Below are 26215 nucleotides of genomic sequence, written 5' to 3'. Positions count from 1 at the left end.
GGCGGCGGTTTCGCCGTTCCTGCCGGCGAACCCCGCGGCGGCCTGATTCGTTCGGAACAGTCCCGCGCGCCGGGCCTTAGACTCCTGAGTTCACAGGAGATCCCGATGACCCAACCCACCGAAGACGAGACCGAGGACGCCCTGGCCAAGGCTTCGGCCGACCGCAAGGACCAGGGCGACATCGCCGCCGACGACGCCGGCGCTACGGCGATCGCCCACCGCGTCCAGGAGGCGATGGAAGACGACGACGAGGTTCACTGCACGGACTGACTACCAAGTTGCGCCGTTGCAGACGATCGAGCCCGTGGCGACCAGCCCGTCTCGCTTGAGCCGTTCGATGCCCTTGGCGAGCAGGCGGTTGGCTTCGAGCTCGGCCTGATAGTCGCCGATATCGAGCCAAGGCAGGCAGGATTTCAGCATCGGAGCTTCGACAAGGTATAGGGTCGCGTTCGCGGGCGGCCACCGATACCGACCATCCAAGCCATCCGTGCGCGCGGGCGCTTCGGCCGTCCGGTAGAGCAGCCACCCTGGCGGGACGCCATGGCGCGTCGCGAAGCGTCTTTGCTTGTCGGAGAGGCTGCGCAGGGCTTCGGCTTTCGCCGGTGGGGCCTTTGCGACCTGGGCGGGATCAACCCCGCCGTGGAGCGCGATAATCGCGTTCGGCGCCGCGATCATTCGGCGCGCCATCGGCAGGATGTAATTCGCGCAGCTCGATACGCACTGTCCCGTGATGCGGATCGTCAGGTCTGTCGAAGTCGAAAGGCGGTCAGCGATATCCATGGCGGGCCCCACCTTGCCGCCAGGGCTGTCGATGATGAGTTCGCGGGTCGTCGGCGCGTGCTTGGCGGTCACGCAATCCGCCAAGGCCGTATCTATCTCGCCCATGATGACGAACACCGTCGGCGAGCGCTGCTCGCAGGTCCCGGCCTGGGCCAGGCTCATAGCGCCTGACAGGATCAAGGCCGCGAGCGCCAACAAGAGCCTCATTTAAATCTCCCCTCGAAACTCACCCCGCCCTCGCCGATCGTCGTAGCGCCTGCGGCGGCTGGCCGAAGGCGCGGAGGAAGGCCCGACGCATGCGTTCGGGATCGCCAAAGCCCGTCTCCAGCGCCACGTCCTCGACCTGCAGCGGACCGCTGTCGAGCAGGGCGCGGGCGGCCTCGACGCGCAGGCGCTCGATGGCCTTGGCCGGGGTGACGCCGGTCTCCTGGGCGAACAGGCGGGCGAAGTTGCGGGGGCTCATGGCCGCGCGGTCGGCCAACTGCTCGACGCTGAGCGGCTCGGCCAGGTTCTGCCGCGCCCACGACAGCAGGGCGTCGAAGCGGCCGGGGCGCAGGTCGATCAGCGCCGAGTGCTGCGACTGACCGCCGGGGCGGTGGTGATAGACCACCAGCTGCTGGGCCGTGCGGCGGGCGATGGCCTCGCCGAGGTCCGCGCCGATCAGGGCCAGCGACAGGTCGATGCCCGCGGTGATGCCCGCCGAGCTCCACACCTTGCCGTCCTGGATCCAGATGCGGTCGGGCTCCAGTCGCACGTTCGGATAGCGGCGCTGGAAGTCCTTGGTCCGGCTCCAGTGGGTCGTCGCGCGCTTGCCGTCCAACAGGCCCGCCTCGGCCAGGACATAGCTCCCCGAACAGACCGAGGCGACGCGGCGCGCCTCGCGCCCGGCCTTGCGGACGAATTCCTGGGTCTCGGGGCAGGTCGCCGGGACCCTGACCCCGTCGCGCCGCCCGAAACGACCAGCGTGTCGAGCGGCGGGGCGTCCTTCAAGGCCTGGGTCTGGATGATCAGGCCCGAGGAGCTGGGCGTGGGCTCGCCCCGTAGCGACAGAAAGTGCAGGCTGTAGGCCCCTGGCGAGAACCGCGCCGCGATCTCGAAGGCCGCGATCGGGCCGGTGGCGTCCAGCAGCTGGAAGCCTGGATAGACCAGAAAGCCGATCGCGCGGGGCATGGGGAGCGCCTTGGCTGAAACCGTGGGAACTATGTCATTTCCGCCAGAGGCTAATCGAACCATGTTCTCCACGTCAATCGTGACGGAGACCACCGCATGAGCCAGCCCCTCTCCATAGTCATCGCCCTGTTTCCTGGCGTGACCCATCTCGACTTCACCGGCCCGCACCAGGTGCTATGCCGGCTGCCGGGCGCCAAGGTCACGGTCGCCAGCCTGGCGGGCGGCGAGATCGAGGCCGACGGCCTGGTCTTCGCGCATCTGCCGAAGCTGTCGGACATCGAGGCCTGTGACGTGCTGATCGTGCCCGGCGGCTTCGGGACAACCGAGGCGATGGGCGACCCCGACTTCATCGCCGAAATCCGCCGGCTGGCGGACGGCGCGCGCTATGTCTGCTCGGTCTGCACCGGCTCGCTGGTGCTGGGGGCGGCGGGGCTCCTGAAGGGCAAGCGCGCGGCCTGCCACTGGGCCTGGCGCGATCAGCTGGCCCTGTTCGGCGCGATCCCCGATCCGGCGCGGGTGGCGCGCGACGGGCGCTACATCACCGGCGGCGGCGTGACTGCGGGCATCGACTTCGCCCTGACCCTGATCGCCGAGCTGGCGGGCGACGAGATGGCGCAAGGTATTCAGCTGGCCGTCGAGTACGCGCCGGCCCCGCCGTTCGACGCCGGCCGTCCCGAGACGGCGCCGGCCCAGGTGCTGGAGCGGATCGCCGCGCTCTATGGCAAGGCGATGGACGCGCGGATCGAGGCGGCGAAACAGGCGGCGCGGCGATGTGAGGCAGCGCCCCCTCCGTCTCGCCGCGAGCGGCGATCCACCTCCCCCGCGGGCGGGTGAGGATGGGCGACTTCCTCCTCACCCGTGCAACGGGGGAGGTGGCGCGCGGCGCAGCCGCGTGACGGAGGGGGCGCTTACTGACCCCCCTCACCCACCTTCACCCCCGTCATCGAGATCGCCGCGAAGACGTCGTCGTTGAAGAAGCTGACGGGCTCGTCCTTGCCCGCCGCGCCCAGCACGTAGAGCAGTGGCAGGTAGTGCTCGGCGCTGTTGATCGAGGCCTCGGCGTCGGGGCCGAGGCTGCGCCAATCGATCAGCGGATCGTGGTCGCCGGCCAGGATCAAGGCCTTGGCGGTCTCGTTGAAGCGCTCGGCCCAGGGCAGGGTCTCGGGCCGCCGGAAGTCGATGGCCCGCAGATTGTGGACGATGTCGCCGCTGCCCAGGATCATCACGCCCTCGTCGCGCAGCGGGGCCAGGCGTCGGCCCGCCTCGTAGTGCCAGCGGTCCGGGCGGGCGCGATCGAGGCTGAGCTGGACCACGGGAATGTCGGCGTCCGGATACATCGGCCTCAGCACGCCCCAGGCGCCGTGGTCGAGACCGCGCGTCGGATGCTGGACTACGGGATCAGGCGAGAGCCGCTCCGCCACCCGCGCGGCCAGGGCCGGATCGCCGGGCGCGGGATAGCGCACGTCGAACAGCGCCTGGGGGAAGCCGCCGAAGTCGTGAATCGTCTCGGGCGCGCTCGCGGCGCTGACGGCCGAGGCGCCGCGCGTCTCCCAGTGGGCGCTGATCATCAGGATCGCCTTGGGCCGAGGCAGCTCGCGGCCCAGGCGCGCCCAGTCACGGCTCCAGGCGTTGTCCTCGATGGCGTTCATCGGCGAGCCGTGGCCGAGGAAGAGGACGGGGGTGCGGGACATGGCGGAGCTCATTGGAAACAAGATGAGTTACAGATAAGCGCCGCGCGGCCTCGTCGCAACTCGGCGCCCTTACGGCGGCCTTTCCCGGCGCGAGCGGCTTTGGTATGCGCGAGCCGTGACCGCGCCGCTTACCCCCTCCGCCTCGGCCTCGCCGGAAACCGCGCCTTCGCCCGCCGGCAAGGAGGCCGTGCGCGGCGGCGCGTTGGACTTCCTGCGCTTCCTCGCCTCGCTGCTGATCGTGGTCTACCACTACGGTGCCGAGAGCCCGATGCGGATCGAGCGGTTCGCCCAGGTGTTCTCGCGCGGCTTCCTGGCCACCGACTTCTTCCTGATGCTGTCGGGCTATGTGCTGGGCCGCGCCTATGGCGGTTCGGTGCTGAAGGGCCACATCAGCACGCCGCGCTTCTGGGTCCGCCGCGCGGCGCGGGTCTGGCCGGGGCACCTGGCGGTGCTGGCGATGTTGGCGGTGCTAGTGCTGATCCTCAACAGCTTCGGCACCGACGCCCACAAGCCCAGCCGCTTCGCCTGGGACCAACTGCCGACCCAGGCCCTGCTGATCCACGCCTGGGGCTTTCCCAGCGACGGCTGGAACCTGCCCAGCTGGTCGCTGTCGGCGCTGATCGTCTGCTACGCCCTGTTCCCGCTGTTCTGGCGGACGGCCAGCAAGGTCCGCCATGTCTGGCTGCTGCCGCTGTTCGGCCTGGCGTTGCTGGCCGCCTTCGAGGTGCTGGCCGAGCTGGTGTTCCACCACGCCCTGGCCGACCTGCAGTTCCAGTTCGGGGTCGTCCGAGCCCTGCCGCTGTTTATCCTGGGCGTCTGTCTGGCGCGGGCGGTCGACATGCGCTGGCCCTCCGAGGGCGCGGCCAGGGCCCTGCTGTGGGGCGGCGTCGCCCTGCTGGTCGTCACCCAGCCGCTGGACCGCTACGCCCTGCCGGACGAATGGATGTTCGATGCGCCGTCGCTGCTGGCCATCGCCATGATCGTGCTGGGCGCCGGCCGCCTGCCCGTGAAGCGCCCGCAAGCCTGGATCGAGGAGGGCGCCAAGCTGTCCTTCGCGCTGTTCATCACCCACATCTTCGTTGGCGTCATCTACTGGAGCGCCATTCACAAGCTGATCGACACCGTGCCGATCGGCATCGGCTGGCAGTGGCTGATGTGGCTGGCCGGCTTCCCGCTGGCCTACGCCGCGGCCTGGCTGTTCCCACACCTATATCGACCAGCCGATCCAGGACCGGCTGCAGCCGCTGCTCAGAAAGTAAGTCGTCATGACCCGCCACATCCCCCTGCAAGGCGTCGAGAACTTCCGCGATTTCGGCGACTACGCCGCGGGGGCGGGCCGCCTGAAGAAGGGCGTGCTGTTCCGCGCCGCCCATCAGGCCGAGGCCACCGACGAGGACCTCGAGATCCTGGCGTCCCTGGGCGTCGTCACCCTGGTCGATCTGCGCCGGCCCAACGAGCGGGAGCGTTCGCCCTCGCGGCGCTGGAAGGGCTTCGCGGCCCGGGTGATCGACAACGACCTGGGCGTCACCGGGACCGACCCCTGGCTCGAGTTCATCACGAGCACGGATCTCACCGAGGACGCCGTCCACGACTACATGGACGAGTACTATCGCCGCCTGCCGTTCAAGGAGCGGCACATCGACCTCTTCCGCCGCTTCTTCCTGGCGCTGGCCGAGGGCGAGGGCCCCGCGCTGATCCACTGCGCGGCGGGCAAGGACCGGACCGGCGTGCTGGCGGCGCTGACCCATCACATCGCCGGCGTGGCCGACGACGACGTCATCGACGACTACCTGCTGACCAACGACCCCACCCGCTTCGACCGTCGCGGCCGGATCTTCATGGATCACATCGCGGAGCTGACCGGCCGCCGCCCCGACGAAGCGGCCATGCGCGCGGCCATGGGTGTCGAGGGCCGCTATCTCGCCGCCGCCTTCGCGGTGATCAAGGACGAGTGCGGCTCGCTGGACGGTTATCTGGAGCGGGTGGTGGGCCTGGATAACGACGTCCGCGAGCGGGTGCGGGCGCATATCCTGCTCTAATCCGTAAGGTGACAAACGCTCGTTTAAGGTCCAGCCTCGTCGCATGGTCCCGTCAGAGGGCCGGTGACATTAGGGTGCGGCATGAGCGAGCTGGCGGGGACGCCTCCGGGCGTCAGCGAGGTCCTGGGTCAAGCGGGGGCCGAGGACGTCCTGGTTCCGGCGCCGCGAAAACGGCTCTCGCGCGGGGCGCTCAGCTGGATCCTGCACCAGGGCAGCCGCGACCCCTATGTCATCCTGGTCACCATCTATGTGTTCGCGCCCTATTTCTCTCGGGTGCTGGTCGGTGATCCGGTCAGGGGCCAGGCGGTCGTCGCCGACATCTCCACCGTCTACGGGATCATCACCGCCCTGACGGCGCCGTTGCTGGGCGCCTCGATCGAGCGCTACGGGCCGCGCAAGCCGTTCATGGCCATGATCCTGGCGATCATGCTGCCGATCCTGCTGGCCCTGTGGTTCGCCAAGCCCGGCGGTCCGTCGGTCGCCCTGATCGGCGCGGCCCTGATCACCCTGGGCGTGGCCTATAACCTGGGCGACGTGCTCAACAACTCGCTGCTGTCGCGGGCCGCGCAGCCTGGCCAGGAGCCGGTGCTGTCCGGGCTGGGCTATGCGCTCGCCAACGGCCTGTCGGTCAGCCTGCTGATCTTCGTGATGTGGGCCTTCGTGCTGCCGGGCCAGGTCCCTTGGTCGTTCGTGCCCGCCACGCCGCTGTTCGGCCTCAGCCAGGCCGACAACGAGCCCAGCCGCCTGGCGGGGCCCCTGTCGGCGGCGGTGATGCTGCTGGGCGCGATCCCGTTCTTTCTGTGGACCCGCGACGCGGCCCGCACCGGCGTCTCGATGCTCGCCTCGCTGAAGGAGGGCGTGCGGCTGATCCTCGACACCTTCAGCAACCTCAAGGGTCATGCCGAGGTCGCCAAGTTCCTGGGGGCGCGGATGTTCTACTGCGACGGCATGACCGCCATGATCATCTTCGGCGGCCTGTTCGCGGCCGGACTGATGGGCTGGGGCGAGCTGGAGATGCTGGCCTACGGCATCTCGCTGTCGGTGTTCGGCGTGCTGGGCGGCCTGATCGCGCCGGTGCTGGACCGGACACTGGGACCGCGCCGCGCTGTCCAGGTCGAGATCATCGGTTGCGTCTTGATGCTGCTGGGCATGATCGGCACCAACCGCGAGAAGATCCTGTACCTCTGGCCCTGGCCGGCGGGGGCCCATCCGCCCGTCTGGGGCGGCCCGCTGTTCCAGACCCTGCCCGAGCTCGTCTATCTGGGTTGCAGCCTGATGATCGCGGTGTTCGTCACCGCCCAATACGCCTCCAGCCGCACCCTGCTGGTGCGCCTGGCGCCGCCCGACCGCATGGCCGCCTTCTTCGGCCTGTTCTCGCTGTCGGGCACGGCGACGGTTTGGCTGGGCTCGCTGCTGGTGGCTCTGGCGACCAAGCTGGCCAACAACCAGGTGGCCGGCTTCATCCCGATCGCGGCGCTGATGCTGGTGGGGCTGGTCGGGCTGTCGACGGTGAAGGGCGGGGGACGGGAAGGGTAGCTTAATCCTCCCCCCAGCGGGGGAGGTGGTCTGAAGGACCGGAGGGGGAAGTTCCGCCGGCCCTGCCTCTTCCCTCTCCGTCGCCTTTGGCGACACCTCTCCCGCTGGGGAGAGGATTTTGATACTCCGGCCCCCATGCGCCGCGTCGCCATCCTCACCGCCCCCTGGCGTGAACCGGTCTGGGCCCTGGCGCCCTTCCGGGACGAGCCGTACGCCTGTGCGATGATGTCGGGCGGCCAGGGCGGGCGCTGGTCGTATCTGCTGCGCGCGCCGGACCAGACCCTCAGCCTGACCGCCGCCGACAAGACCGATCCCTTTGCGGCGCTGGCGGACCTGCTGGGCCCGCGCCAGCTGACCGACCCCGAGGGGCCGCCGTTCCAGGGCGGGGTCGTGGGCCTGGCCGCCTATGAGCTTGGCGATCGGGTTGAGGCGCTGGGCCTTCAACGCTCCGACTGGCCCGACCTCGTCTGCGCGCGCTATCCGGCCCTGCTGGCCTTCGATCACCATGCGCGCCAGGTGCTGGCGATCGGACGCGGGGCGAGCGAGGGCGAGGCGGACGCCCGGGCCCGCGCGGCCCTGGCCTGGCTGGACGCGCCGGCGGCCCCGCGCGCGCAGCCCGACGGCCCGCTCTGCCCTGATCTCGCCGCCGACGATCCGGCGACCTACGAAGCCGCCGTCGCCGAGGTGGTCGAGCGCATCCTGTCCGGCGAGATCTTCCAGGCCAACATCGCCCGCGCCTGGACTGGCCGCCTTTCGCCGGACGCCGACCCTTTCGATCTCTTCATGCGCCTGCGGGGCCAGAGCCCAGCGCCGTTCTCGGCCTATCTGCGCCTGCCGGGGCGGGCGGTGGTCTCCAACTCGCCGGAGCGATTCCTGAAGGTCCAGTCCGACGGCGCGATCGAGACCAAGCCGATCAAGGGCACGCGGCCGCGCGACCGCGATCCGGCCCGCGACCTCGCCCTGGCCGCCGAGCTCCTGGCCAGCGAGAAGGACCGGGCCGAGAACCTGATGATCGTCGACCTGATGCGCAACGATCTCGCGCGCGTCAGTCCGCCGGGCAGCGTCCGCGCGCAGGACCTCTTCCGGATCGAGAGCTTCGCCAACGTCCATCACCTGGTCTCGACGGTCACCGCGCGGCTGGCGCAGGGGCGCGGGGTCGCCGACCTGCTGCGGGCCAGCTTTCCGCCCGGTTCGATCACCGGCGCGCCCAAGGTTCAGGCCATGAAGGTCATCGCGGGGCTGGAAACACCGCGCGGCCCCTACTGTGGCTCCCTATTCTGGGTGGGGCATGATGGCGCACTCGACTCCAGCGTGTTGATCCGCACCGTCGCCTTGGTCGAGGATGGCGACGGCTGGCGGGTCGAGGCGCGCGCCGGCGCGGGGATCGTCGCCGACAGCGACCCGCGCGCCGAGCGGCTGGAGGCCGAGGCCAAGATCGCCGCCATTCGGCGTGCGCTGACAGAGAGCCTTGGATGATCGCCCCCAACGCCATCCCCCACGACGCCATCCCCCACGACGCCATTCCCTTTGACGACAGGGGCCTGCTGCTGGGCGAGGGGCTGTTCGAGACCTTGCTGGCCCTCGATGGCGAGGTCCGTCACCTGGACGCCCACCTCGATCGCATGGCCGGCGGCTGCGCGGTGTTGGGCCTGCCGTTCGACCGGGCCGAGGCCGAGGGGCTGTGCCGCCGCATGATCCCGGCGACGGGCCGGGTGGCGCTGCGCCTGACCCTGACCGGCGGCTCGGGCGGCCGCGGCCTGGATCGGCCGGCCGACCAGGCGCCGCGTCTCTTCGCCCGCGCGGCGCCCGTCGCTCCGGTGACGACGCCGGCGCGGGCCGTGCTCTCGACCGTCCGTCGCAACGAGGGCTCGCCGGCCTCGCGCCTGAAGACCCTGGCCTATGTCGACAGCGTCCTGGCGCGCGCCGAGGCCGTCGCCGCCGGGGCCGACGAGGCCTTGATGCTGAACAATCGCGGCGAACTGGTCTGCGGCGCCGCGGCCAACCTTTTCTGGGTCGCGGATGGGCGGCTGTTCACGCCGGCGCTCCACTGCGGCGTCCTGCCGGGGATCACCCGGGCGCGGTTGCTGGCGGCGCAGGCCGTCGAGGAGGTCGCCGTGGGGCCCGAGGCTCTGGACGGCGTCGAGGCCGTGTTCCTGACGAACAGTTTGATCGGCCTGCGTCCCGTCTCGCGGCTGGGCGAGCGGGCGTTCGAGCCTCATCCGCTGGTCGAGCGCCTGCGCGCGGCGCTGCCGGCCTAGGGGTCTAGCTCGCGATCGACCACAGCACCGCGTCCACCCGGCGCGGGCGCAGGTAGAGCGTGCGGGTGAAGGTCAGCGGCCGAGGCAGCATGAACTGGATCGGCGAGCTGTAGACATAGGCGGTGCGCGAGAGGATCACGCTCTTGTTGGCCGGCAGCACGGCGAGCGGAACGTCGGTGAGAACCGCGCCCTTGGTCGGGCACTCGGCCATGCCCGCCGCCGAGGCCTGAGACCAGGCCACCGTCGCCTTGCCGTTCGCGTCCGAGACCACGCTGGCCAGGCACATCTTCAGTCCTCCCGTCGGGAAGGGGGACATGATGATCGCGCCGATCGTGAAGATGTCCGTCGTTCGCGCCGGCCCGGTCTGGGAGGCCTGGGCGGTCAGGTCGCCGATCGAGGAGGTGATGTTGGTCAGCCGGCGCTGGGCCATCATCGCCTGGGTGAACTCGGCCATGCCGCAATACATGACGATCAGCACCGGCGCGATCAGGGCGAACTCCACGGCCGAGGCGCCGCGCCGGTCGCGCCAGAAGCGCGGCAAGACGGGGCCGCGCGCGCTCATTGCTCGTAGGGCTCGTTCATGAAGGCGGTCGCCGCGTAGATCGTGCGCTTGCCGTCCGCGCTCTGCAGGCCGGTGTTCATCAGGGGCGTGACCAGCGGCCAGGTGTAGTAGCCCCGCACCAGCACGATCGAGCCGGGCTGGCCGGGATCCCAGGCGGTCGGGTTCGGCGCCGTGGCGTTGGCCGCCGAGGCGCTGACGCCCGCGAAGTCGGTAAAGGTTCGCACGTCGAGCGAGAGGGCGTCGGCGCAACGGTCGCCGAGCCAGCTCATCCGGTTGCAGACGCTGGTCTTGAACGCGGTCGCCGTGACCTTCGCGCCCTGGGCCTCGCCGGTCCGGATCGTGCGGCCGGCGTCGATGATGGCGTTCTCCAGGCTCAGCGAGACCAGGAACACCAGGCCCAGCTCGATCATCGCCATGACCAGCAGCAGGAACGGGATCGACACGAGGGCGAACTCCACGGCCGTCGCGCCGCGCTCGGCCCGCGCGAAGCGGGCCGCGGCGCGCGCGAGACGCAGCCGCGCGCGATCGAGGATGAAGCGATGGGCCATGCGGAGCGGCGCCTCGTGAACGAACCGCGAGCCTAGGTCGAACGGTCCTAATCACTGGTTAGAAGCGCACGAGGTTTTTAGCCCTCAGGGCGGCGAGGCGCCTGCGGCGGGAGGGGCCAGGCGAGCGCACTCGCGCGGGCAGGCATAGTTGCTGGTGGTGACGCCTCGATAGACGGTCACCGCCGCGCCGCCGGCTTCGGAGACGATCAGCTGGCGATCGGTCAGGGCGCGGCCGCCGGCGCCGAAGACCAGCAGATTGGTGACGCCCGGGCGCTTGCCCAGAACGACCAGCGTGCGCTCGTTGACGATGCTGACGTCGGCGACCTCGGGATCGCCCACCACCACGTCGCGCATGGCGCCGCCCAGAGACAACGAGATCGCTTGGCCGGTCGCCAGCGGCAGGGCGGCGGGGCGCGATTGGGCCGCGGCGTCGACGTTCCAGGCGACCAGGAGGGCGGCGAGGGTGAACGAAAAACGACGCATGGAGGGCCTTGGGCTGATGCCGACGCCCTTCAGGATCGGACCTATTGGTCAATAAAGGCCTAAGGGGCGCCGTGGGCGCTATCGATGATCGCGCAAAACTCCAGCTGAATCAGCACTTTGTGTCGCGATTTCGATTTATGGTTAAGTCTTGATAATAGTAAATTCGAATAAACTTAGCTAAATATGAAATAAACCATTTCCAATTTACTACCAATTAAGCGCCTGCCGAGAAGTTGGTCGTGTTCTCGGAGGGGTGGCAAGTCGAGCTGACTTGGAAGCCTCAAACTCACAAGCCCTGGTTTTGGAGACCAAGTCATGAGCAAGTTCGTCACGCGCTTCCTGAAGGATGAATCCGGCGCCACGGCCATCGAATACGGCCTGATCGTCGCCCTGATCGCCGTTGTGATCGTGACCGCCGTCACGACCCTCGGCACCAAGCTCGGCACCGCCTTCGGCAAGGCTGGCGACGCCATCGAAAAGCCGGCTGGCAACTAAGCCGTTACTTTCGAATTCGAAGACGAGAAGGGCCGGGTCACTCCGGCCCTTCTTTTTTGTCTTGAATATTCTCGAGGAACTTCGCGGTAACTTCTAATTAACGTCGATGAATAACCTCGATTTTATCTGTTTGGCCTAGGGTCCTTGTCATCGGATCAACCCTTTAGGACCGCGCCATGACGCACCTGATCAAGGCCTTCGCCAAGGACGAGTCCGGCGTCGCGGGCATCCAGTATGGCCTGTTCGTCGCCGTGATCGCGGTCATCACCACCGTCTGCGTCACGGGTCTGGGCGTGGTCTTCAGCCCCGGCGCGCGCGTCACGGGCGTGGGCCTCGGCGGCGAATAACAACAAGGTCGACCGGGGCGTGGAGAGGCCGCGACGTGGGGGCGTCGCGGCCTCTTTGTCTTTTGGGGAAACCATTGCTTCACGGGTCGCGTCGCAGGATGCGGCGGTTCCCAATCAGGCGCGCGACGCGATGCAGGCTCTCCAGATTTCTCTGCTGATGGTCTTTCCGGCCCTGGCCATCGTCGGGGCGCTGAAGGACCTGACCAGCTACACGATCCCCAACTGGGTCTCCCTGGCCCTGATCGCCGCCTTCGTTCCGGCCGCCCTGATCAGCGGCGTGAGCCTCCCCCAGATCGGAGTTTGCCTGGCCGTCGGCCTTGGAGCCTTGGTGCTGGGCATGGGCATGTTCGCGGCCGGCTGGATCGGCGGGGGCGACGGCAAGCTCTTGGCGGCCTGTGCTCTGTGGATGGGCTGGCCGGCGGTGCTGCCGTTCCTGCTCTACACCGGCCTGGCGGGCGGCGCGCTGACCTTCGCGATCTTGGCCCTGCGCTCGGGCTGGGTCGCGCCGATGGTGGCCGGCGGCCCGGCCTGGGTGCGCCGGCTGGGCCAGTCGGGCGGGGACCTGCCCTATGGCGTGGCGATCGCCGCGGGCGCTCTGATCGCTTTCCCAAAAGCGCTTTTGGCTCAAGGCGTTCTGGGCTGAGGCCGCGACAGCGCGCCGCATGCGGCGCGGCGTGTCGTTAACCGGAATTTTAGCCCTCGTTAACCATAAGCGGACGACCATGCGCTTCGGCCAGAAAGGCCGGTGTTGAATCGCGCGTGCTCGCCCGGAGGCGGCCCCGGTTTTCCTGAGTGACCGCACGAGTTCCGCCCGCGCATGAGCCCCGTCCGTCTCCTCATCGTCCTGATCGCCGCCGTGTCGGCCATCGGCATGGCCGTGGTGCTGCAACGCGCCCTGGGGGTTAAGGCGGACAAGCCCGTCGCCGCGGCCGCGCCCGCCGCCGCGCCGGCCAAGCCGATGACCCAGGTGCTGGTGGCCAAGCGCGACCTGGCGATCGGCGCGCGCCTGACCCAGGCCGACATCGACTGGCAGGCTTGGCCCTCCGACTCCGTCAACGCCGCCTTCATCACCAACGGCGCCGCGCCGGCCGAGGGCGAGACCACGTCGGGCGCGGTCGCCCTGGCCAAGGCCGCCGTCACCGGCCAGATGATCGGCGGCGATCCGGCCAAGGCGCTGGACGGCGCCATCGTCCGCGATCCCATCCTGGCCGGCGAGCCGATCACCGCCCGCAAGATCGTGCGCGGCGGCGAGGGCGGCTATCTCTCGGTGGTCCTGACGCCCGGCAAGCGCGCCGTGGCCGTGCCGGTCTCGGCCGACACCACGGCCGGCGGTTTCATCCTGCCCGGCGACCGCGTCGACGTGCTGTCGACCCGCGACGCCCCGCTTCCCGGGGGCGTGGGAGGCCGCGTGATCATCGGCGAGACCGTGCTGCGCAATGTCCGCGTGCTGGCCCTCGATCAGAAGACGGTCGCCGACAAGGACGCCAAAAGCCAGATCGCCACCTCGGCCACGCTGGAGGTCGGCGCGGCCGAGGCCGAGGCGCTGGCGGCCGCCAAGGCCGGCGGCCCGGTCACCCTGGCCCTGCGCGCCTATACCGACGCCGGCGCGCCTTCCGGCGGGTTCGCCGGCCCGTCGGATCCCGCCGCCGTGCGGATCAATCGCGGCGGCCAGACCTCCAGCGTCGTGGTGCGCCCATGAGCCGCCGCCTGCTGACCGTCCATCTCGCCGCCCTGATGGGTCTGAGCACGGCGAGCCCCGTTTTCGCTGACGGCCCGGTGCGCGGCTCACACGTCTACCCGGCCGCGCCGCGCGCGACGCCGCGTCCGATGGCGCCCGCCGCCGCGCCGGTCTCGCTCAACGGCCAGGTCGCGCGCGTCGTGCTGACCGCCGACCAGACCGCCGCCACCCTCGAGCTGGCCAAGGGCAAGTCGGCGATCGTCGAGCTGCCCGCGGACGTTCGCGATCTGCTGGTCACCAGCCCGACCGTGGCCGACGCGGTGCTGCGCGACCGTCGCCGCGTCTACATCGTCGGCCTGGCCGAGGGCGTCACGGACGCGGCCTTCTTCGACGACGCCGGCCGCCGGATCCTGTCGCTGTCGATCAAGGTCTCCCAGCCGGTCGACCAGTTGGCCGACACCCTGAGCCGGGTGCTGCCCGACGCGAAGATCGAGGTCCGGCCGATCCGCGACAGCGTGGTGCTGAGCGGGACCGTCCGCTCGCCCGCCCAGTCCGACGCCGCCGCCCGCATCGCCGCCCAGTATGTCGGCGGCCCGGACAAGGTGCTGAACATGCTCAGCATCGCGGGCAAGGACCAGGTGATGCTGCAGGTCCGCATCGTCGAGGTGCGCCGCAACGTCATCAAGCAGCTGGGCGTGGATCTGAACGCGGTGCTCGGCCAGCTGGGGCAGAGCCAGTATTCGTTCGGCCTGTCGCCGACCTACAGCGTCAACGGGAACCTGCTGGGCGGGGTGACCGGCGGCTACAAGCTGGACACCACCAAGCAGCCTACCTTGCAGATTCCCTGCGGGAACGGCGTTGGCGACGCCAAGTGCCTGGCCGTGGTGCACGGCAAGGTCTACCACACCGGCGTCATCGACCCGACGACGGGTCGGGAGATCGTGGTCGGTAACGGCGACACCGCCACCATCAGCGACACGGCGGGCAGCACCGGCGTCAACCAGGCCAAGGGCATGATCCAGGCGTTCGAGCGCGTGGGCCTGGTGCGCACGCTCGCCGAGCCCAACCTGACGGCCGTCTCGGGCGAGGCCGGGCATTTCCTGGTCGGCGGCGAGTTCCCGGTCCCCACCGGCAGCGACGCGACCGGCAAGATCGCGATCGAGTTCAAGCCCTATGGCGTGGGCCTCGGCTACACCCCGGTGGTGATGTCGGGCGGCCGGATCTCGCTGAAAATCTCGACCGAGGTCTCGGAGCTTTCCAGCCTGGGCGCCTTCACGATCAGCAACAGCACGACCAGCGGCAATACGACCACGACCAGCGCGCCCCTCACGGTCCCCGGCCTGTCGGTCCGCCGGGCCGAGACCACGGTCGAGCTGCCCTCGGGCGGCTCTTTCATGATCGCGGGCCTGCTGCAGCAGACCACCAAGCAGGCGATCGACGCCCTGCCGGGCATGACCAACATGCCGATCCTGGGCTCGCTGTTCCGCTCGCGCGACTTCCTCAACGGCGAGACCGAGCTCGTCATCATCGTCACGCCCTACATTGTCGATCCGGCCAAGCCGCGGGACCTGCAGACGCCGGCCGACGGGCTGCGGATGGCCGGGGACATGAGCACGGTGCTGCTGGGTCGGCTGAACCAGGTGGTCAAGGCGCCGCCGGGCGCGAATGCGGGGCGCGCGTACCAGGGCCCCGTGGGCTATGTGATCGAGTAGGGCCGCCATGACGCGCAACACCCCCGTCAAGACCGTCCTAAAGACCGGCCTCTGGCTCGCCGCCGTGGCCAGCCTCTGCGCCTGCGCCTCGACGCCGGCCCCCGCGCCCGCGCCCCAGGCGGCGACCGAGACCCAGGTCTGGGCCGAGCGGGTCAAGGTGACCCCGGCGCCTGACGAGATCCTGCTGATGGTCCACGCCACCGGCCTGTCGGACAATCAGCGCGTGGCGCTGCAGGCCCTGGTCGGTCGCTGGCTGCAAGCCGAGGGGCGCGAGCTGGTCGTGACCGCGCCCAGCGGCGCCGGCGCCATGGCCGTCCAGGTGCGCGAGCGCCTGATCTTCCTCGGCGCGCCCGCCGCCCACGTCCGCATCGTCGGCGCCGACCCGTCCCTCCCGCCCGAGCCCGTGCTGCGCGTCGGCTTCGTCCGCTACGAGGCCGAAGTTCCCAAGTGCGGCCAGGCCTGGGAGAGCCTCACCGCCACGCGCGACAACAAGGCCTATGAGAACTTCGGCTGCGCCGTCGCCGCCAACATGGCCGCCCAGGTGGCCAACCCCGAGGACCTGGTCCGGCCGCGCGACATGACGCCCGCCGACGCCGGTCGCCGCGACACGGTGATGGGCAAGTATCGGCGCGGCGAGATCACCAGCTCGGCCCGCGACGACCAGGCCAGCGGCGCGATCTCCAAGGCGATCCCCTGATGGCGCCGGCCGACAACGATCCCTTCAACCTGGGTCTGGAGGACGCCGAGAGCTTCACGGTCGGCGCGGTCGATCCCTGGCGCGCCTCGGCGCCGCCGGCCTTGGAGCCGACGCTGGGCGGGTTCGAGGATCCGCTGGCGCCGCGCGCGCCGGCGCAGGCCGAAAGCGCCCCATCGTCGGTCCCCGACAGCCGGGGGAGCGAGGCGGTGATCCCGCGCGTCACCCTCCACGCCTTCTGCGCCCGGACCGAGACCGCCGCCGTTCTGGAACAGGCCGCCAAGGATCGGCGCATGGCGCGGGCGACCACGGTCGTCCGGATGGGCGGCCTCGCCGCGGCCGTTGACCTCTATCAGGATCAGCCGACCCCCTCCCTGGTGATGGTCGAAAGCCTGGATGACGCCCAGCGCCTGCTGCACCACCTGGACGCCCTGGCGGAGGTCTGTGACGCGGGGACCAAGGTCGTGGTGATCGGCCAGGCCAACGACATCGCCCTCTATCGCGAGCTGATGCGGCGCGGCGTCAGCGAGTACCTGACGCCGCCGCTGTCGGCCCTGTCGGTGATCCGCGCGATCGCCGACCTCTACGCCGACCCTTCCGCGCCGTTCGTCGGCCGCCAGGTGGCGTTCGTCGGGGCCAAGGGCGGGGTCGGCGCCTCGACGCTGGCGCACAACTTCGCCTGGACGATGTCCGAGCGCCTGCAGACGGCGACCGTGCTGGCGGACCTCGATCTGGCCTTCGGCACCGCCGGCCTCGATTTCAACCAGGACCCCGTGCAGGGGGTGTTCGACGCCCTCAGCCAGCCCGACCGGCTGGACCCGGTGCTGATGGACCGGATGATGGTCCGCTGCGGCGACCGCCTGTCGCTGTTCGCCGCGCCCGCGACCTTGGACGACGACTACGAGATCGGCGCCGACGCGTTTGACGAGGTCACCCACCGCATCCGTGCCGCTGCGCCCTATGTGGTGCTGGACCTGCCGCACATCTGGAGCGCCTGGACCCGCCGTGTGCTGCTGGGCTCGGACGAGCTGGTGGTGGTGGCCACGCCCGATCTGGCGTCCCTGCGCAACGCCAAGAACATCATCGACCTGGTGCGCGCGGCCCGTCCCAACGACGCCCCGCCGCGCCTCGTCTTGAACCAAGTCGGCGTGCCCGGCCGGCCGGAGATCCCGGTCAAGGACTTCGGCGAGGCCCTGGGCGTTGAGCCCTCGCTGGTGCTGCTCTTCGATCCCAAGCCCTACGGCCTGGCGGCCAACAACGGCCAGATGCTGGCCGAGATCGCGCCGCGCTCCAAGGCCGCCGAGGGGATCGAGCAGCTGGCGCGGCTGATCAGCCGCCGCGAGCCGCCGAGCCCGCCAAAAGCCTCGCTGCTGTCGGCGCTGTTCAAGAAGAGCTGAGATGTTCGGCAAGCGCGCCCCGTCCGCTGAACAGAAGGCCCCGTCGCCCGCTCCGGCGGAGGGCGCGCCGGTCGCCACGCGCGCGCGGCGGATCGAGACGCCGCCCGCCGAGCCGGTCGCGCCGTCGCCCAAGGTGACCGGTCCGCCGCCGCGCGCCCTGGCCCACCAGGCGGCGCCGCTGGCCGCCCCGATCGTCCGTGAGCAGAGCGACTACTACCACGTCACCAAGACGACGATCTTCAACGCCCTGCTGAACACGATCGACCTGTCGCAGCTGGCCCAGCTGGACCAGCGCCAGGCGGCCGAGGAGATCCGCGACATCGTCGCCGAGCTGGTGGCGATCAAGAACGTCTCGATGTCGGTCTCCGAGCAGGAGGCCCTGGTCCAGGACATCACCAACGACGTCCTCGGCTATGGCCCGCTGGAGCCCTTGCTGGCCCGCGACGACATCGCCGACATCATGGTCAACGGCGCGCACCGGGTGTTCATCGAAGTCGGCGGCAAGGTTCAGCTGACCAATGTCCGCTTCCGCGACAACCAGCAGCTGATGAACATCTGCCAGCGGATCGTCAGCCAGGTCGGCCGCCGCGTCGACGAGAGCAGTCCGATCTGCGACGCCCGCCTGCCCGACGGCAGCCGCGTCAACGTCATCGCCCCGCCGCTGGCGCTGGACGGCCCGACCCTGACCATCCGCAAGTTCCGGCGCGACAAGCTGACGATGAAGAACCTGGTGGAGTACGCCTCCATCAGCCCCGAGGGGGCGCGGGTGCTGGGCGTGATCGGCGCCTGCCGCTGCAACGTGATCATCTCGGGCGGCACCGGCTCGGGCAAGACCACCTTGCTCAACACCATGACCGCCTTCATCGACCCCACCGAGCGGGTCGTCACTTGCGAGGACGCGGCCGAACTGCAGCTGCAGCAGCCGCACGTGGTGCGCCTGGAAACCCGGCCGCCGAACCTGGAAGGGCAGGGGGCGGTCACCATGCGCGACCTCGTGCGCAACTGCCTGCGCATGCGGCCCGAGCGGATCATCGTCGGCGAAGTGCGCGGTCCCGAGGCCTTCGACCTGCTGCAGGCGATGAACACCGGCCACGACGGCTCGATGGGCACGCTGCACGCCAACAGCCCGCGCGAGGCGCTGAGCCGGGTCGAGAGCATGATCACCATGGGCGGTTACGGCCTGCCCTCCAAGACCATCAAGGAGATGATCGTCGGCTCGGTCGACGTGATCATCCAGGCCGCCCGCCTGCGCGACGGCAGCCGCCGCATCACCCACATCACCGAGGTGGTCGGGCTGGAGGGCGACGTGGTCGTGACCCAGGACCTGTTCGTCTACGACATCACCGGCGAGGACGAGCACGGCAAGGTGCTGGGCCGTCACCGCTCGACCGGCATCGCCCGCCCCAAGTTCTGGGACCGCGCCCGCTATTACGGCCTGGAGCGCGAGCTGGCCGAAGCCCTCGACGCGGCGGAGTAGGCGATGCTGTTCATCCTCGCCGGCGTCCTGGGCTTCATCACCATCGCCGGCCTGGGCTTTGCGTTCGTGGGCGACGACAGCCAGGCGTCCAAGGCCGCCAAGCGCGCGCAGGTGATCGGGGCCGGCGGCGTCGACCGTCAGGCCGCCAAGAACAAGCCCGCGGCCAACCCGAACGAGGTCCGCCGCCAGACCATCCTGAAGGCGCTGAAGGAGCAGGAGCGCAAGCAGAAGAAGGCCACCTTGAGCATCGCCGCGCGAATGCAGGCGGCGGGGCTGGGGCCGAACGTGCGGCTGTTCTGGATGGTCAGCCTGGGCCTGGCGGTCGGCGTCATCCTGATCGTCCTGGCGCTGGGCCAGACCGTGTGGATCGCGCTGGGGGCGGGGTTCGCGGCGGGGCTGGGCCTACCGCGCTGGCTGCTGTCGATCCTGGCCCAGGGCCGCATCCGCAAGTTTACCGAGGCCTTCTCCGACGCCATCGACATCATCGTGCGGGGGATCAAGTCGGGCCTGCCGCTGCACGACTGCCTGCGGATCATCGGCCAGGAAAGCCCCGAGCCTCTGGCCGGCGAGTTCCGCATGCTGACCGAGAACGTCGCCATGGGCGTGCCGCTGGACGCGGCGCTGGACAAGATGCACGAGCGCATGCCGACCAACGAGCTGCGCTTCTTCGCCATCGTCCTGGCGATCCAGCAGAAGACCGGCGGCAACCTGGCCGAGGCCCTGGGCAACCTCTCGACCGTGCTGCGATCGCGCAAGATGATGAAGGAGAAGATCAAGGCGCTGTCGGCCGAGGCGGTCGCCTCGGCCCTGATCATCGGCGCCCTGCCGCCAGGCGTGATCGTGCTGATCAGCGTCACCTCGCCCGCCTACATGCAGCCTCTGTTCACCGATCCGCGCGGCCACCTGATGCTGCTGGCGGCCGCGATCTGGATGGGGATCGGCGTCTTGGTGATGCGCAAGATGATCAACTTCAAGTTCTGAGGGGACCCGCCGCATGACGCTCGTCGAGACCCTGACCGATCCCTCGAACCTCCTGACCGCCTTCATCGCGGTGGTGGTGTTCGCCACCATCATCACCCTGGCTTCGCCGCTGATGCGCGACAACGGCCTGGAAGGCCGGCTGAAGTCGGTCGCCAACCGCCGCGAGGAGCTGCGCCGCCGCTCGCGCGAGGCCCTGGCCCAGCGGCATGGGGCGCCCGGGACCCTGCGCCATCAGGACGAAGGGCTCTACAAGAAGGTGGTCGAACGTCTGCAGCTGTCGCGCCTGCTGGAGGACCCCAAGGTCGTCGACAAGCTGGCCCAGGCCGGCTTCCGCGGCCCCCGGCCGGTGACGACCTTCTACTTCTTCCGCTTCGTGGCGCCGTTCGTGTTCGCCGCGGTGGTCGCGGCCTACCTCTACGGGGTCAACGACTTCGGCCTGCTGCCGATCCAGAAGCTGTGCGCCTGCGTGGCGGCCCTGGCGTTCGGCTACTACGCGCCCAACGTCTACATCACCAACATCGCCCAAAAGCGCCGCGAGTCGATCGTGGCGGCCTTCCCCGACTCCCTGGACTTGCTGCTGATCTGCGTCGAGAGCGGCATGTCGGTCGAGGCGGCGATCCAGAAGGTCAGCTCCGAGATCGGCGCCCAGTCCATGGAGCTGGCCGAGGAGCTCAGCCTGCTGACCGCCGAGCTCTCGTACCTGCCCGAGCGCCGCCAGGCCTATGAGAACCTGGCCCGCCGCACCAATCATCCGGGCGTCAAGTCGGTGGCCACGGCCATGATCCAGGCCGAGCGCTACGGCACGCCGCTGGGCGCCGCGCTCCGCGTGATGGCCAAGGAAAACCGCGAGCTGCGCCTGTCGTCCGCCGAGAAGAAGGCCACCGCCCTGCCGGCCAAGCTGACCGTGCCGATGATCCTGTTCTTCCTGCCGGTGCTGTTCATCGTCATCCTGGGCCCGGCGATCATCAAGGTGCAGGACGTCTTCGCCAAGCACTGAGGGCCGTGGTCAGGCCCTGGCCTCGCAGTCGGTTCGCAGCAGGGTCGCCCGACTATAGTGGAAATAGCTGGTGCACCGCTGGCCGCCGCGGATCGTCTTGTGCGGGATGATGTCGGTGGCGGCGATCACCTCGTGCAGCTCGGTGCGCCCGTTGCTGTTCCAGTCCATGACGCCCCACGCGTAGCCGCGATCAATGACCGTGCCGGTAATGAAGGCGAGATAGAGCGTCGGCGCCGCCGCGAGCGGCGCGACGACCAGGGCGAGCAGCTTTCGCATGGCGGTCCTTGGGGCGAAGAGCGCGCTTGATACACGCCATCCGGGCCCCCGAGAGTCCCGCCATTTGCCGCAGGTCGCGCTTGGCCCCTACTGCCCGCCGCCGGCCCTCAGCGCGTCCCAGGTTCGGCCGCCGCCGGCTTGTCCGAGGGCCGCCCGGAGATAGGCGAGGTTGTTGGCGACCTGTTCGGGGGGCAGGTCGGCGCGGGCCAGCTTTTCGGCTTCGGGCAGGCGGCCCTGCAGGCCGACTACCAAGGCCAGGTTCTGGCGGACCTGGATGCCGGCCGAGGGCAGGGCGACCGCGCGGCGCAGCTGCGCCTCGGCGCCGGCGAGATCGCCCTTGGCGGCCAGGTGCATGGCGTAGTTGGTCAGCGGCGTGGCCTCGCTGGGCGCCAGCGCCAGGGCCTGGCGGTGAGCGGCCTCGGCCTCGTCGCCGCGCTCGGCCTGCTCGTAGGCCACGGCCAGCAGGGTCAGCGGCCGCCAATCCTTGGGCGCCAGGCTGGCGGCCTTGCGGGCCGGGTCGATCGCGTAGAAGCCCTGGCCGCGGGCGATGTGGGCGCGGGCCAGCTCCAGCAGCAGCGCCTCGTCGTCAGGATGGGCCACGAGAGCCTGGGTCGCCACCTCGGCCGCGTCGTCGTTGCGGCCAAGGCCGCGCAGGGCCTGGGCCAGGCCCGCGCCGGCCTCGGCGTCGGCCGCGTCGGCCTGGAATTCCGAGCCCCAGAAGGCGGCGCGCGCCAGCGGGTCCAATCGACGGGCTTCGCCCCGCTGCTGCGGCGAGGCCTTGACCGGCGCATCGGCGGCCAGGGCACCGTCGCTCGCGCAAAGCGCCGCCAGCGCCAGGGCGGCGGGGGCGAGAACGGTTGCGAGGCGCGCGCGCTTGCGACACATGGAAGACGAGTCTCCGAAAAGAGCCCGGCCATGATCGGTCAGGCCCTTAAAGGAAGCGTTAAGCATAATTTTCGAGAGGGCCCGCCGATGTCCGACGCGACGCATCCGATCCTCAGCCAAGCTGAAGGGGCCGTTCCGGTCCACCCCGTGGCCGAGGGCGAGGTCGAGGCCTTCCTGGCCCGCAAACGCGGGCCCGTCAGGACGTTCGCGACGGCCAACAAGTTCTCGGGCAAGCTCGGGCAGGTCCTGGCCGTCCCCGGCGCCAGCGGCGCGGTCGAGCAGGTGCTGCTAGGTCTGGGGAGCGGCCGCGTCGATCCGTCGCTGCTGCGGACCTTGGCCGGCAAGCTGCCCGCCGGCGACTACGCGCTGTCGAAGCTGCCCAAGGGGATCGACGCCGAACAGGCGGCCCTGGCCTTCGCGCTCGGGACCTATCGCTTCGACCGCTACAAGAAGCACGGCGAGCCGATCGCCCGCCTGGTCGCGCCCAAGGGCGTGGACGCCGCCGCGGTCACCGCCATGGCCCACGCCTGCGCCCTGGCCCGCGACATGGTCAACACCCCGGCCAACGACATGGGGCCGCTGCAGATCGAGACGATCGCCGGCGAGATCGCCCAGAAGTACGGCGCGACCCTGTCGGTCGTGCGCGGCGACGACCTGCTGAAGGAGAACTACCCGGCCGTTCACGCGGTGGGACGCGCCGCCGTGGCCTCGCGCGCGCCCCGTATGATCGAGGTGACCTGGGGCGATCCCTCGCACCCCGTGCTGGCGCTGGTGGGCAAGGGCGTGGTGTTCGACACCGGCGGCCTCGACATCAAGCCCTCGTCCGGCATGCGGCTGATGAAGAAGGACATGGGCGGCGCCGCCCACGCCCTGGCCCTGGGGCGGATGGTCATGGAGGCCGGCTTGCCGGTGCGCCTCGTCATCCTGACGCCGGTGGTCGAGAACGCCATCGCCGGCGACGCCATGCGGCCCGGCGACGTGTTGGCCACCCGCGCGGGCCTTTCGGTCGAGGTGGGCAACACTGACGCCGAAGGCCGCCTGATCCTGGCCGACGCCCTGACCCGCGCGGCCGAGCTGAAGCCGGCCCTGACCCTGGACTTCGCCACGCTCACGGGCGCGGCGCGGATCGCCATGGGTCCGTTCGTGATCCCGTTCTGGACGAGCGACGACAAGCTGGCCGGCCAGATCGAGACGGCGTCCAAGGCCGTGGCCGACCCGCTGTGGCGTCTGCCCCTGACCGACGCCTATCGCGAGGCGCTGGACAGCGACATCGCCGACCTGAAGAACGATCCCGACGGCTGGGCCCAGGCGGGCGCGACGACCGCCGCCCTGTTCCTGCAACGCTTCGCGCCTTCCGGCGATGACGTCGGCCCGTGGGCGCACTTCGACGTCTTCGCCTGGAACCCGAAGGGGCGACCCGGCTATCCGGTCGGGGCCGAGGTCCAGGCCATCCGCGCCGTCTTCGCGATGCTGCGCGCGCGGTTCGCCCGATGAGCGCTCCGGATCGCCGCCTGACGCTGGTGCGCGACGGCCTCGCCGATCGCCGCCTGGAGGGCCTTGTCGCCGCCGACCGCTTCGCCGACGTGACGCCGATGCAGGTGAGCGCCCCGGTCGCCAGCCTGCGCAAGGCCCCCGCGCCCGACGCCGAGCAGGAGGATCAGCTGCTGTTCGGCGAGCTGTTCGACGTCCTATTCGAGACCGGCGAGTTCGCCTTCGGCCAGGCCCGCCGCGACCGCTATGTCGGCTATGTCCCGATCGAAGCCCTGTCGGCCCCCGTCGCGCCGCCCGAGCATCGCGTCAGCGCGCTGCGGACCTACGCCTTCGCCGAGCCGGACATCAAGTCGGCCATCGTCGGCCTCTACAGCCTCAACGCCCTGGTCACGATCGAGGCGCGCGAGGGTCTGTTCGTGCGCGGCGCCCGAACCGGGTGGCTCGTCGAGCATCACCTGGCGCCGATCGGTCGGTTCGAGACCGACTATGTCGCGATCGCCGAGCGGTTCCTGGGCGCGCCCTACCAGTGGGGCGGGCGCGAGAGCCTGGGACTGGATTGCTCGGCCCTGGTTCAGCAGGCGCTCTACGCCTGCGGCCGGGCCTGCCCGCGCGACACCGACCTGCAGCGCGGCTTCTTCCCGGAGATCGCCGAGGCAGACCGTCGGCGCGGCGATCTCATCTTCTGGAAGGGCCATGTGGCGATCCTGCTGGATCCCCACACCATCCTGCACGCCAACGCCCACCACATGGCCGTGGCGATCGAGCCTCTGGGCGAGGCGATCGCGCGGATCGAGGCCGCCGGCGTCGGCGCGCCGCTGGGCTACAGGCGCGTCGCATGATCCAGCCCGAAGTGTTCGCGCTTAGCGCTGGCCCCGTCAATGTCCTGGAGGGGGCGGCGCCTGATCGCGTGATCGAGACCGTCTCGCGCGGCGAGCTGCTGGCCTATCGCGTCGCCGCGCCCAAGGGGCGAGTTCTGGTCTGTCCCGGCGGCGGCTATCTGCGGCTGATGATTGACAGCGAGGGGACGCAGATCGCCGCCTGGCTGAACGACCTTGGCTATGACGCCTATGTGCTGGCGCACCGCCTGCCCGGCGCGCCGGGCGGGAAAGGCGTCTGGCCCTTCGACATCGCCCTGACGGACGGCCTGGCGGCGCTGGAGCGTATTCCCCGCGACCTGCCCCGGTTCGTGCTGGGCCTGTCGTCGGGCGGCCATCTGGCCGGCGCGCTGGCCTGCCAGCCGGATGCGGAGCTGGCGGGCGTGCTGATCGCCTATGCGCCGATCAACGCCAATCACCGGGCCTACAAGGCGCCGGCGGGCAAGCCCGACTATCCGCCGGCGGAGAAGCAGGCCTTCTACGACGCCTGGCCGATCGGGATCGCCGAGGAGCCGCATGGCCTGCCGCGTTGTCCGGTGTTCCTGGCCTACGCCCTGATGGATCAGGCCGTGCCCGTCGAGCACGCTCTGAACCTGATCCGGACGGCCCGCGACGCCGGCCTCGATCTGGACGCCCACGTCTTCGGAACCGCGCCCCACGGCTTCAGCCTGCGCCAGCTGGACGGGACCCAGGCCGCCTGGCCCGGGCTGGCGGCGGACTGGCTGGCGCGGAAGGCGAGCTCCTAGCGCCGGCCGGCGTCGGTCGAGGTCCGCGCCTTCGTCAGCGCCGCGAACTGGGCGTCGATCATGATGCGGTTGGGGTCGTGGCCGGTGCGCGGCAGGACGACGAATTCCTTCTTGGGCGCGCGGATCTCGTCGAAATAGGCCTTCGACACCGCCGGCGGCGTGACCAGGTCGGCCTCGCCCTGCAGCATGTAGACCGGCATGGCGAAGGTCGTTCCCAGCTTGCGCAGATCGATCTTGGGGCCCATGCCGTCGCCCTTGGGGCCGACGAAGTTCAAGAACGAATAGTCCTCGCCCGCCGTGTAGTCGGCCTCGTAGGCCGGGGTGTCATAGCCGGGGCCAAACGCGAACCAGCCCTTGGGCGGGGCCTCGGTCGCCAGGGCCTCGTACTTGCGGGTGATGCGGCGCAGGATCCCGAACGCGCGCGGATCGGTCCAGGGCGGCGGCCCCAGCGCGGTCAGCTTGGTGATCGCATCCGCGTCGCCCGCCGCCTGGGCCTTGGCTAGGGTAAGGTCATAGCTGGTCTTCATGTCCAGCTGGTAGTTCACCAGCTGGGCCGTCCCGACATAGGCGCTGAAGAGCTCGGGCGCGGCCTGGGCGATGTTGACCGCCAGGGCCGAACCCCACGAGCCGCCCATGATAATCACCTTGCGCTTGCCCAGGCGCTGGGCGACGTAGCGCGCCGCCTCGACGCCGTCCTGGGTCAGACGGTCCATGGTCAGCAGCTCGTCCTCCGGGGGCTTGCTGGCGCCGTACGTCTTGCCCGATCCGCGCTGGTCCCACTGGACCACCGTGAAGCGCTTCGACCAATCGCCGAACAGGTTGTGCGCGAAGGGCGTGTTGGGATTGCCCGGGCCGCCGTGGACGATCAGCACCACCGGATTGGCGCAGTCCTGGCCGTCGATCGTCAGCCACTGGCGGATGCCGCCGATGTCGACGAACCCGGCCTCGGACACCGGTCGGCCCGCCGCGCGGCAGGCGGGATTGAGCTCGGCGGCCTTGGCCAGGCTTGGTCCCGCCGCCAGCGCCATGGCCGCCGCGATCACCCAGAAACGCTTCATCCTTGCTCTCCCACCCGATCCGCCGATCTGCGGGCGAGT

Annotated in this window: 27 protein-coding genes and 2 pseudogenes; 20 read left to right on the top strand and 9 right to left on the bottom strand. The window is 70.1% G+C overall.

Annotated elements, in window-relative coordinates; genetic code table 11:
- The first annotated feature begins 105 nt into the window (after positions 1-105).
- A complete protein-coding gene (locus tag CSEG_RS22695) occupies positions 106-270 on the top strand; it encodes a hypothetical protein (RefSeq protein WP_013080535.1) in 165 nt (54 codons plus the stop codon).
- Here CSEG_RS22695 and CSEG_RS17355 read toward each other — a convergent pair whose 3' ends face one another.
- Positions 271-942, bottom strand: coding sequence for an ATP-dependent Clp protease proteolytic subunit (locus tag CSEG_RS17355; protein WP_244264910.1), 672 nt, complete (start codon positions 940-942; stop codon positions 271-273).
- Between the two features lie 64 nt (positions 943-1006).
- Positions 1007-1950 (bottom strand): annotated as a pseudogene (locus CSEG_RS17350) (GlxA family transcriptional regulator).
- Between the two features lie 96 nt (positions 1951-2046).
- Between CSEG_RS17350 and CSEG_RS17345 the strand changes: the two are divergent.
- On the top strand, positions 2047-2784 hold the full coding sequence (locus CSEG_RS17345; RefSeq protein ID WP_013080533.1) for a DJ-1/PfpI family protein: 738 nt from the start codon (positions 2047-2049) through the stop codon (positions 2782-2784).
- Between the two features lie 74 nt (positions 2785-2858).
- Here the strand turns inward: CSEG_RS17345 and ygiD are convergent, their stop codons facing one another.
- Positions 2859-3641, bottom strand: coding sequence for a 4,5-DOPA-extradiol-dioxygenase (ygiD, locus tag CSEG_RS17340; protein ID WP_013080532.1), 783 nt, complete (start codon positions 3639-3641; stop codon positions 2859-2861).
- A 115-nt stretch (positions 3642-3756) separates the two neighbouring features.
- On the opposite strand from ygiD, the pseudogene CSEG_RS17335 reads away from it, so the two are divergent.
- The 5 genes and pseudogenes from CSEG_RS17335 (at position 3757) to CSEG_RS17315 (ending at position 9474) form a co-directional block, all read left to right on the top strand.
- Positions 3757-4900 (top strand): annotated as a pseudogene (locus CSEG_RS17335) (acyltransferase family protein).
- A 6-nt stretch (positions 4901-4906) separates the two neighbouring features.
- Positions 4907-5680, top strand: a complete 774-nt coding sequence (locus CSEG_RS17330) for a tyrosine-protein phosphatase (RefSeq protein WP_013080531.1) — start codon at positions 4907-4909, stop codon at positions 5678-5680.
- Between the two features lie 81 nt (positions 5681-5761).
- Positions 5762-7216, top strand: coding sequence for an MFS transporter (locus CSEG_RS17325; protein ID WP_013080530.1), 1455 nt, complete (start codon positions 5762-5764; stop codon positions 7214-7216).
- A gap of 135 nt (positions 7217-7351) precedes the next feature.
- Complete coding sequence (pabB, locus tag CSEG_RS17320; RefSeq protein ID WP_013080529.1) at positions 7352-8692, top strand: aminodeoxychorismate synthase, component I; 1341 nt, start codon at positions 7352-7354, stop codon at positions 8690-8692.
- Positions 8689-9474, top strand: a complete 786-nt coding sequence (locus tag CSEG_RS17315) for an aminotransferase class IV (protein WP_013080528.1) — start codon at positions 8689-8691, stop codon at positions 9472-9474. Before pabB ends, CSEG_RS17315 begins: the two co-directional genes overlap by 4 nt.
- A gap of 4 nt (positions 9475-9478) precedes the next feature.
- Here the strand turns inward: CSEG_RS17315 and CSEG_RS17310 are convergent, their stop codons facing one another.
- The 3 genes from CSEG_RS17310 to CSEG_RS17300 all read right to left on the bottom strand — a co-directional run bounded on the left by CSEG_RS17310 (position 9479) and on the right by CSEG_RS17300 (position 11067).
- A complete protein-coding gene (locus tag CSEG_RS17310) occupies positions 9479-10036 on the bottom strand; it encodes a TadE/TadG family type IV pilus assembly protein (RefSeq protein WP_013080527.1) in 558 nt (185 codons plus the stop codon).
- Positions 10033-10584 carry a TadE/TadG family type IV pilus assembly protein gene (locus CSEG_RS17305; protein WP_013080526.1) on the bottom strand — a complete coding sequence of 184 codons (552 nt, stop codon included), beginning with the start codon at positions 10582-10584 and terminating at the stop codon, positions 10033-10035. Before CSEG_RS17305 ends, CSEG_RS17310 begins: the two co-directional genes overlap by 4 nt.
- An 84-nt stretch (positions 10585-10668) precedes the next feature.
- Positions 10669-11067, bottom strand: a complete 399-nt coding sequence (locus tag CSEG_RS17300; RefSeq protein ID WP_013080525.1) for a pilus assembly protein N-terminal domain-containing protein — start codon at positions 11065-11067, stop codon at positions 10669-10671.
- Positions 11068-11382: 315 nt separating this feature from the next.
- Here CSEG_RS17300 and CSEG_RS17295 point away from each other — a divergent pair, with 315 nt between their 5' ends.
- The 10 genes from CSEG_RS17295 (at position 11383) to CSEG_RS17255 (ending at position 20845) form a co-directional block, all read left to right on the top strand.
- Entirely contained in the window at positions 11383-11562 is a 180-nt protein-coding gene (locus tag CSEG_RS17295) for a Flp family type IVb pilin (protein ID WP_013080524.1), read from the top strand.
- Positions 11563-11738: 176 nt separating this feature from the next.
- Positions 11739-11909, top strand: coding sequence for a Flp family type IVb pilin (locus CSEG_RS22335; RefSeq protein WP_013080523.1), 171 nt, complete (start codon positions 11739-11741; stop codon positions 11907-11909).
- 130 nt (positions 11910-12039) lie between these two features.
- On the top strand, positions 12040-12552 hold the full coding sequence (locus tag CSEG_RS17290; RefSeq protein ID WP_013080522.1) for an A24 family peptidase: 513 nt from the start codon (positions 12040-12042) through the stop codon (positions 12550-12552).
- Positions 12553-12726: 174 nt separating this feature from the next.
- Entirely contained in the window at positions 12727-13608 is an 882-nt protein-coding gene (gene cpaB / locus CSEG_RS17285; protein ID WP_013080521.1) for a Flp pilus assembly protein CpaB, read from the top strand.
- Positions 13605-15299, top strand: a complete 1695-nt coding sequence (locus CSEG_RS17280) for a type II and III secretion system protein family protein (RefSeq protein ID WP_013080520.1) — start codon at positions 13605-13607, stop codon at positions 15297-15299. Before cpaB ends, CSEG_RS17280 begins: the two co-directional genes overlap by 4 nt.
- 7 nt (positions 15300-15306) lie before the next feature.
- Positions 15307-15996 carry a CpaD family pilus assembly lipoprotein gene (locus CSEG_RS17275; RefSeq protein WP_013080519.1) on the top strand — a complete coding sequence of 230 codons (690 nt, stop codon included), beginning with the start codon at positions 15307-15309 and terminating at the stop codon, positions 15994-15996.
- On the top strand, positions 15996-17390 hold the full coding sequence (locus CSEG_RS17270; RefSeq protein WP_013080518.1) for an AAA family ATPase: 1395 nt from the start codon (positions 15996-15998) through the stop codon (positions 17388-17390). Before CSEG_RS17275 ends, CSEG_RS17270 begins: the two co-directional genes overlap by 1 nt.
- A 1-nt stretch (position 17391) precedes the next feature.
- Positions 17392-18867: a CpaF family protein gene (locus CSEG_RS17265; protein ID WP_013080517.1), complete on the top strand. Its 1476-nt coding sequence runs from the start codon at positions 17392-17394 to the stop codon at positions 18865-18867.
- Positions 18868-18870: 3 nt separating this feature from the next.
- On the top strand, positions 18871-19848 hold the full coding sequence (locus tag CSEG_RS17260) for a type II secretion system F family protein (protein ID WP_013080516.1): 978 nt from the start codon (positions 18871-18873) through the stop codon (positions 19846-19848).
- Positions 19849-19861: 13 nt separating this feature from the next.
- Positions 19862-20845, top strand: a complete 984-nt coding sequence (locus tag CSEG_RS17255) for a type II secretion system F family protein (RefSeq protein ID WP_013080515.1) — start codon at positions 19862-19864, stop codon at positions 20843-20845.
- 9 nt (positions 20846-20854) lie between these two features.
- Here CSEG_RS17255 and CSEG_RS17250 read toward each other — a convergent pair whose 3' ends face one another.
- Together CSEG_RS17250 and CSEG_RS17245 are read right to left on the bottom strand one after the other, a co-directional pair.
- Positions 20855-21121, bottom strand: a complete 267-nt coding sequence (locus CSEG_RS17250; RefSeq protein ID WP_013080514.1) for a hypothetical protein — start codon at positions 21119-21121, stop codon at positions 20855-20857.
- 87 nt (positions 21122-21208) lie between these two features.
- On the bottom strand, positions 21209-22006 hold the full coding sequence (locus CSEG_RS17245) for a tetratricopeptide repeat protein (RefSeq protein WP_013080513.1): 798 nt from the start codon (positions 22004-22006) through the stop codon (positions 21209-21211).
- Between the two features lie 87 nt (positions 22007-22093).
- Here CSEG_RS17245 and CSEG_RS17240 point away from each other — a divergent pair, with 87 nt between their 5' ends.
- Genes CSEG_RS17240 through CSEG_RS17230 form a run of 3 tightly spaced genes read left to right on the top strand, consistent with a single transcriptional unit; the run spans position 22094 to position 25118 of the window.
- Entirely contained in the window at positions 22094-23500 is a 1407-nt protein-coding gene (locus CSEG_RS17240) for an aminopeptidase (RefSeq protein WP_013080512.1), read from the top strand.
- Positions 23497-24336 (top strand): C40 family peptidase, encoded by an 840-nt coding sequence (locus CSEG_RS17235; protein ID WP_013080511.1) that lies wholly within the window; start codon positions 23497-23499, stop codon positions 24334-24336. Before CSEG_RS17240 ends, CSEG_RS17235 begins: the two co-directional genes overlap by 4 nt.
- Positions 24333-25118, top strand: a complete 786-nt coding sequence (locus tag CSEG_RS17230; protein ID WP_013080510.1) for an alpha/beta hydrolase — start codon at positions 24333-24335, stop codon at positions 25116-25118. The genes CSEG_RS17235 and CSEG_RS17230 overlap by 4 nt, the downstream gene beginning before the upstream one ends.
- On the opposite strand, the gene CSEG_RS17225 is transcribed toward CSEG_RS17230, so the two are convergent.
- Positions 25115-26176 (bottom strand): alpha/beta fold hydrolase, encoded by a 1062-nt coding sequence (locus CSEG_RS17225; RefSeq protein WP_013080509.1) that lies wholly within the window; start codon positions 26174-26176, stop codon positions 25115-25117. The two genes, CSEG_RS17230 and CSEG_RS17225, sit on opposite strands and share 4 nt — an antisense overlap.
- Between the last annotated feature and the right edge of the window lie 39 nt (positions 26177-26215).

The sequence above is a fragment of the Caulobacter segnis ATCC 21756 genome (assembly GCF_000092285.1).
Classification (GTDB): Bacteria; Pseudomonadota; Alphaproteobacteria; order Caulobacterales; family Caulobacteraceae; genus Caulobacter; species Caulobacter segnis.
This window is presented reverse-complemented; position numbering and strand designations above follow the sequence as displayed.

Coding starts and splice junctions, on each gene's coding strand:
- CSEG_RS22695 (WP_013080535.1), top strand. CDS start 106: ATGACCCAACCCACCGAAGACGAGACCGAGGACGCCCTGGCCAAGGCT.
- CSEG_RS17355 (WP_244264910.1), bottom strand. CDS start 942: ATGAGCCTGGCCCAGGCCGGGACCTGCGAGCAGCGCTCGCCGACGGTG.
- CSEG_RS17345 (WP_013080533.1), top strand. CDS start 2,047: ATGAGCCAGCCCCTCTCCATAGTCATCGCCCTGTTTCCTGGCGTGACC.
- ygiD (WP_013080532.1), bottom strand. CDS start 3,641: ATGTCCCGCACCCCCGTCCTCTTCCTCGGCCACGGCTCGCCGATGAAC.
- CSEG_RS17330 (WP_013080531.1), top strand. CDS start 4,907: ATGACCCGCCACATCCCCCTGCAAGGCGTCGAGAACTTCCGCGATTTC.
- CSEG_RS17325 (WP_013080530.1), top strand. CDS start 5,762: ATGAGCGAGCTGGCGGGGACGCCTCCGGGCGTCAGCGAGGTCCTGGGT.
- pabB (WP_013080529.1), top strand. CDS start 7,352: ATGCGCCGCGTCGCCATCCTCACCGCCCCCTGGCGTGAACCGGTCTGG.
- CSEG_RS17315 (WP_013080528.1), top strand. CDS start 8,689: ATGATCGCCCCCAACGCCATCCCCCACGACGCCATCCCCCACGACGCC.
- CSEG_RS17310 (WP_013080527.1), bottom strand. CDS start 10,036: ATGAGCGCGCGCGGCCCCGTCTTGCCGCGCTTCTGGCGCGACCGGCGC.
- CSEG_RS17305 (WP_013080526.1), bottom strand. CDS start 10,584: ATGGCCCATCGCTTCATCCTCGATCGCGCGCGGCTGCGTCTCGCGCGC.
- CSEG_RS17300 (WP_013080525.1), bottom strand. CDS start 11,067: ATGCGTCGTTTTTCGTTCACCCTCGCCGCCCTCCTGGTCGCCTGGAAC.
- CSEG_RS17295 (WP_013080524.1), top strand. CDS start 11,383: ATGAGCAAGTTCGTCACGCGCTTCCTGAAGGATGAATCCGGCGCCACG.
- CSEG_RS22335 (WP_013080523.1), top strand. CDS start 11,739: ATGACGCACCTGATCAAGGCCTTCGCCAAGGACGAGTCCGGCGTCGCG.
- CSEG_RS17290 (WP_013080522.1), top strand. CDS start 12,040: ATGCAGGCTCTCCAGATTTCTCTGCTGATGGTCTTTCCGGCCCTGGCC.
- cpaB (WP_013080521.1), top strand. CDS start 12,727: ATGAGCCCCGTCCGTCTCCTCATCGTCCTGATCGCCGCCGTGTCGGCC.
- CSEG_RS17280 (WP_013080520.1), top strand. CDS start 13,605: ATGAGCCGCCGCCTGCTGACCGTCCATCTCGCCGCCCTGATGGGTCTG.
- CSEG_RS17275 (WP_013080519.1), top strand. CDS start 15,307: ATGACGCGCAACACCCCCGTCAAGACCGTCCTAAAGACCGGCCTCTGG.
- CSEG_RS17270 (WP_013080518.1), top strand. CDS start 15,996: ATGGCGCCGGCCGACAACGATCCCTTCAACCTGGGTCTGGAGGACGCC.
- CSEG_RS17265 (WP_013080517.1), top strand. CDS start 17,392: ATGTTCGGCAAGCGCGCCCCGTCCGCTGAACAGAAGGCCCCGTCGCCC.
- CSEG_RS17260 (WP_013080516.1), top strand. CDS start 18,871: ATGCTGTTCATCCTCGCCGGCGTCCTGGGCTTCATCACCATCGCCGGC.
- CSEG_RS17255 (WP_013080515.1), top strand. CDS start 19,862: ATGACGCTCGTCGAGACCCTGACCGATCCCTCGAACCTCCTGACCGCC.
- CSEG_RS17250 (WP_013080514.1), bottom strand. CDS start 21,121: ATGCGAAAGCTGCTCGCCCTGGTCGTCGCGCCGCTCGCGGCGGCGCCG.
- CSEG_RS17245 (WP_013080513.1), bottom strand. CDS start 22,006: ATGTGTCGCAAGCGCGCGCGCCTCGCAACCGTTCTCGCCCCCGCCGCC.
- CSEG_RS17240 (WP_013080512.1), top strand. CDS start 22,094: ATGTCCGACGCGACGCATCCGATCCTCAGCCAAGCTGAAGGGGCCGTT.
- CSEG_RS17235 (WP_013080511.1), top strand. CDS start 23,497: ATGAGCGCTCCGGATCGCCGCCTGACGCTGGTGCGCGACGGCCTCGCC.
- CSEG_RS17230 (WP_013080510.1), top strand. CDS start 24,333: ATGATCCAGCCCGAAGTGTTCGCGCTTAGCGCTGGCCCCGTCAATGTC.
- CSEG_RS17225 (WP_013080509.1), bottom strand. CDS start 26,176: ATGAAGCGTTTCTGGGTGATCGCGGCGGCCATGGCGCTGGCGGCGGGA.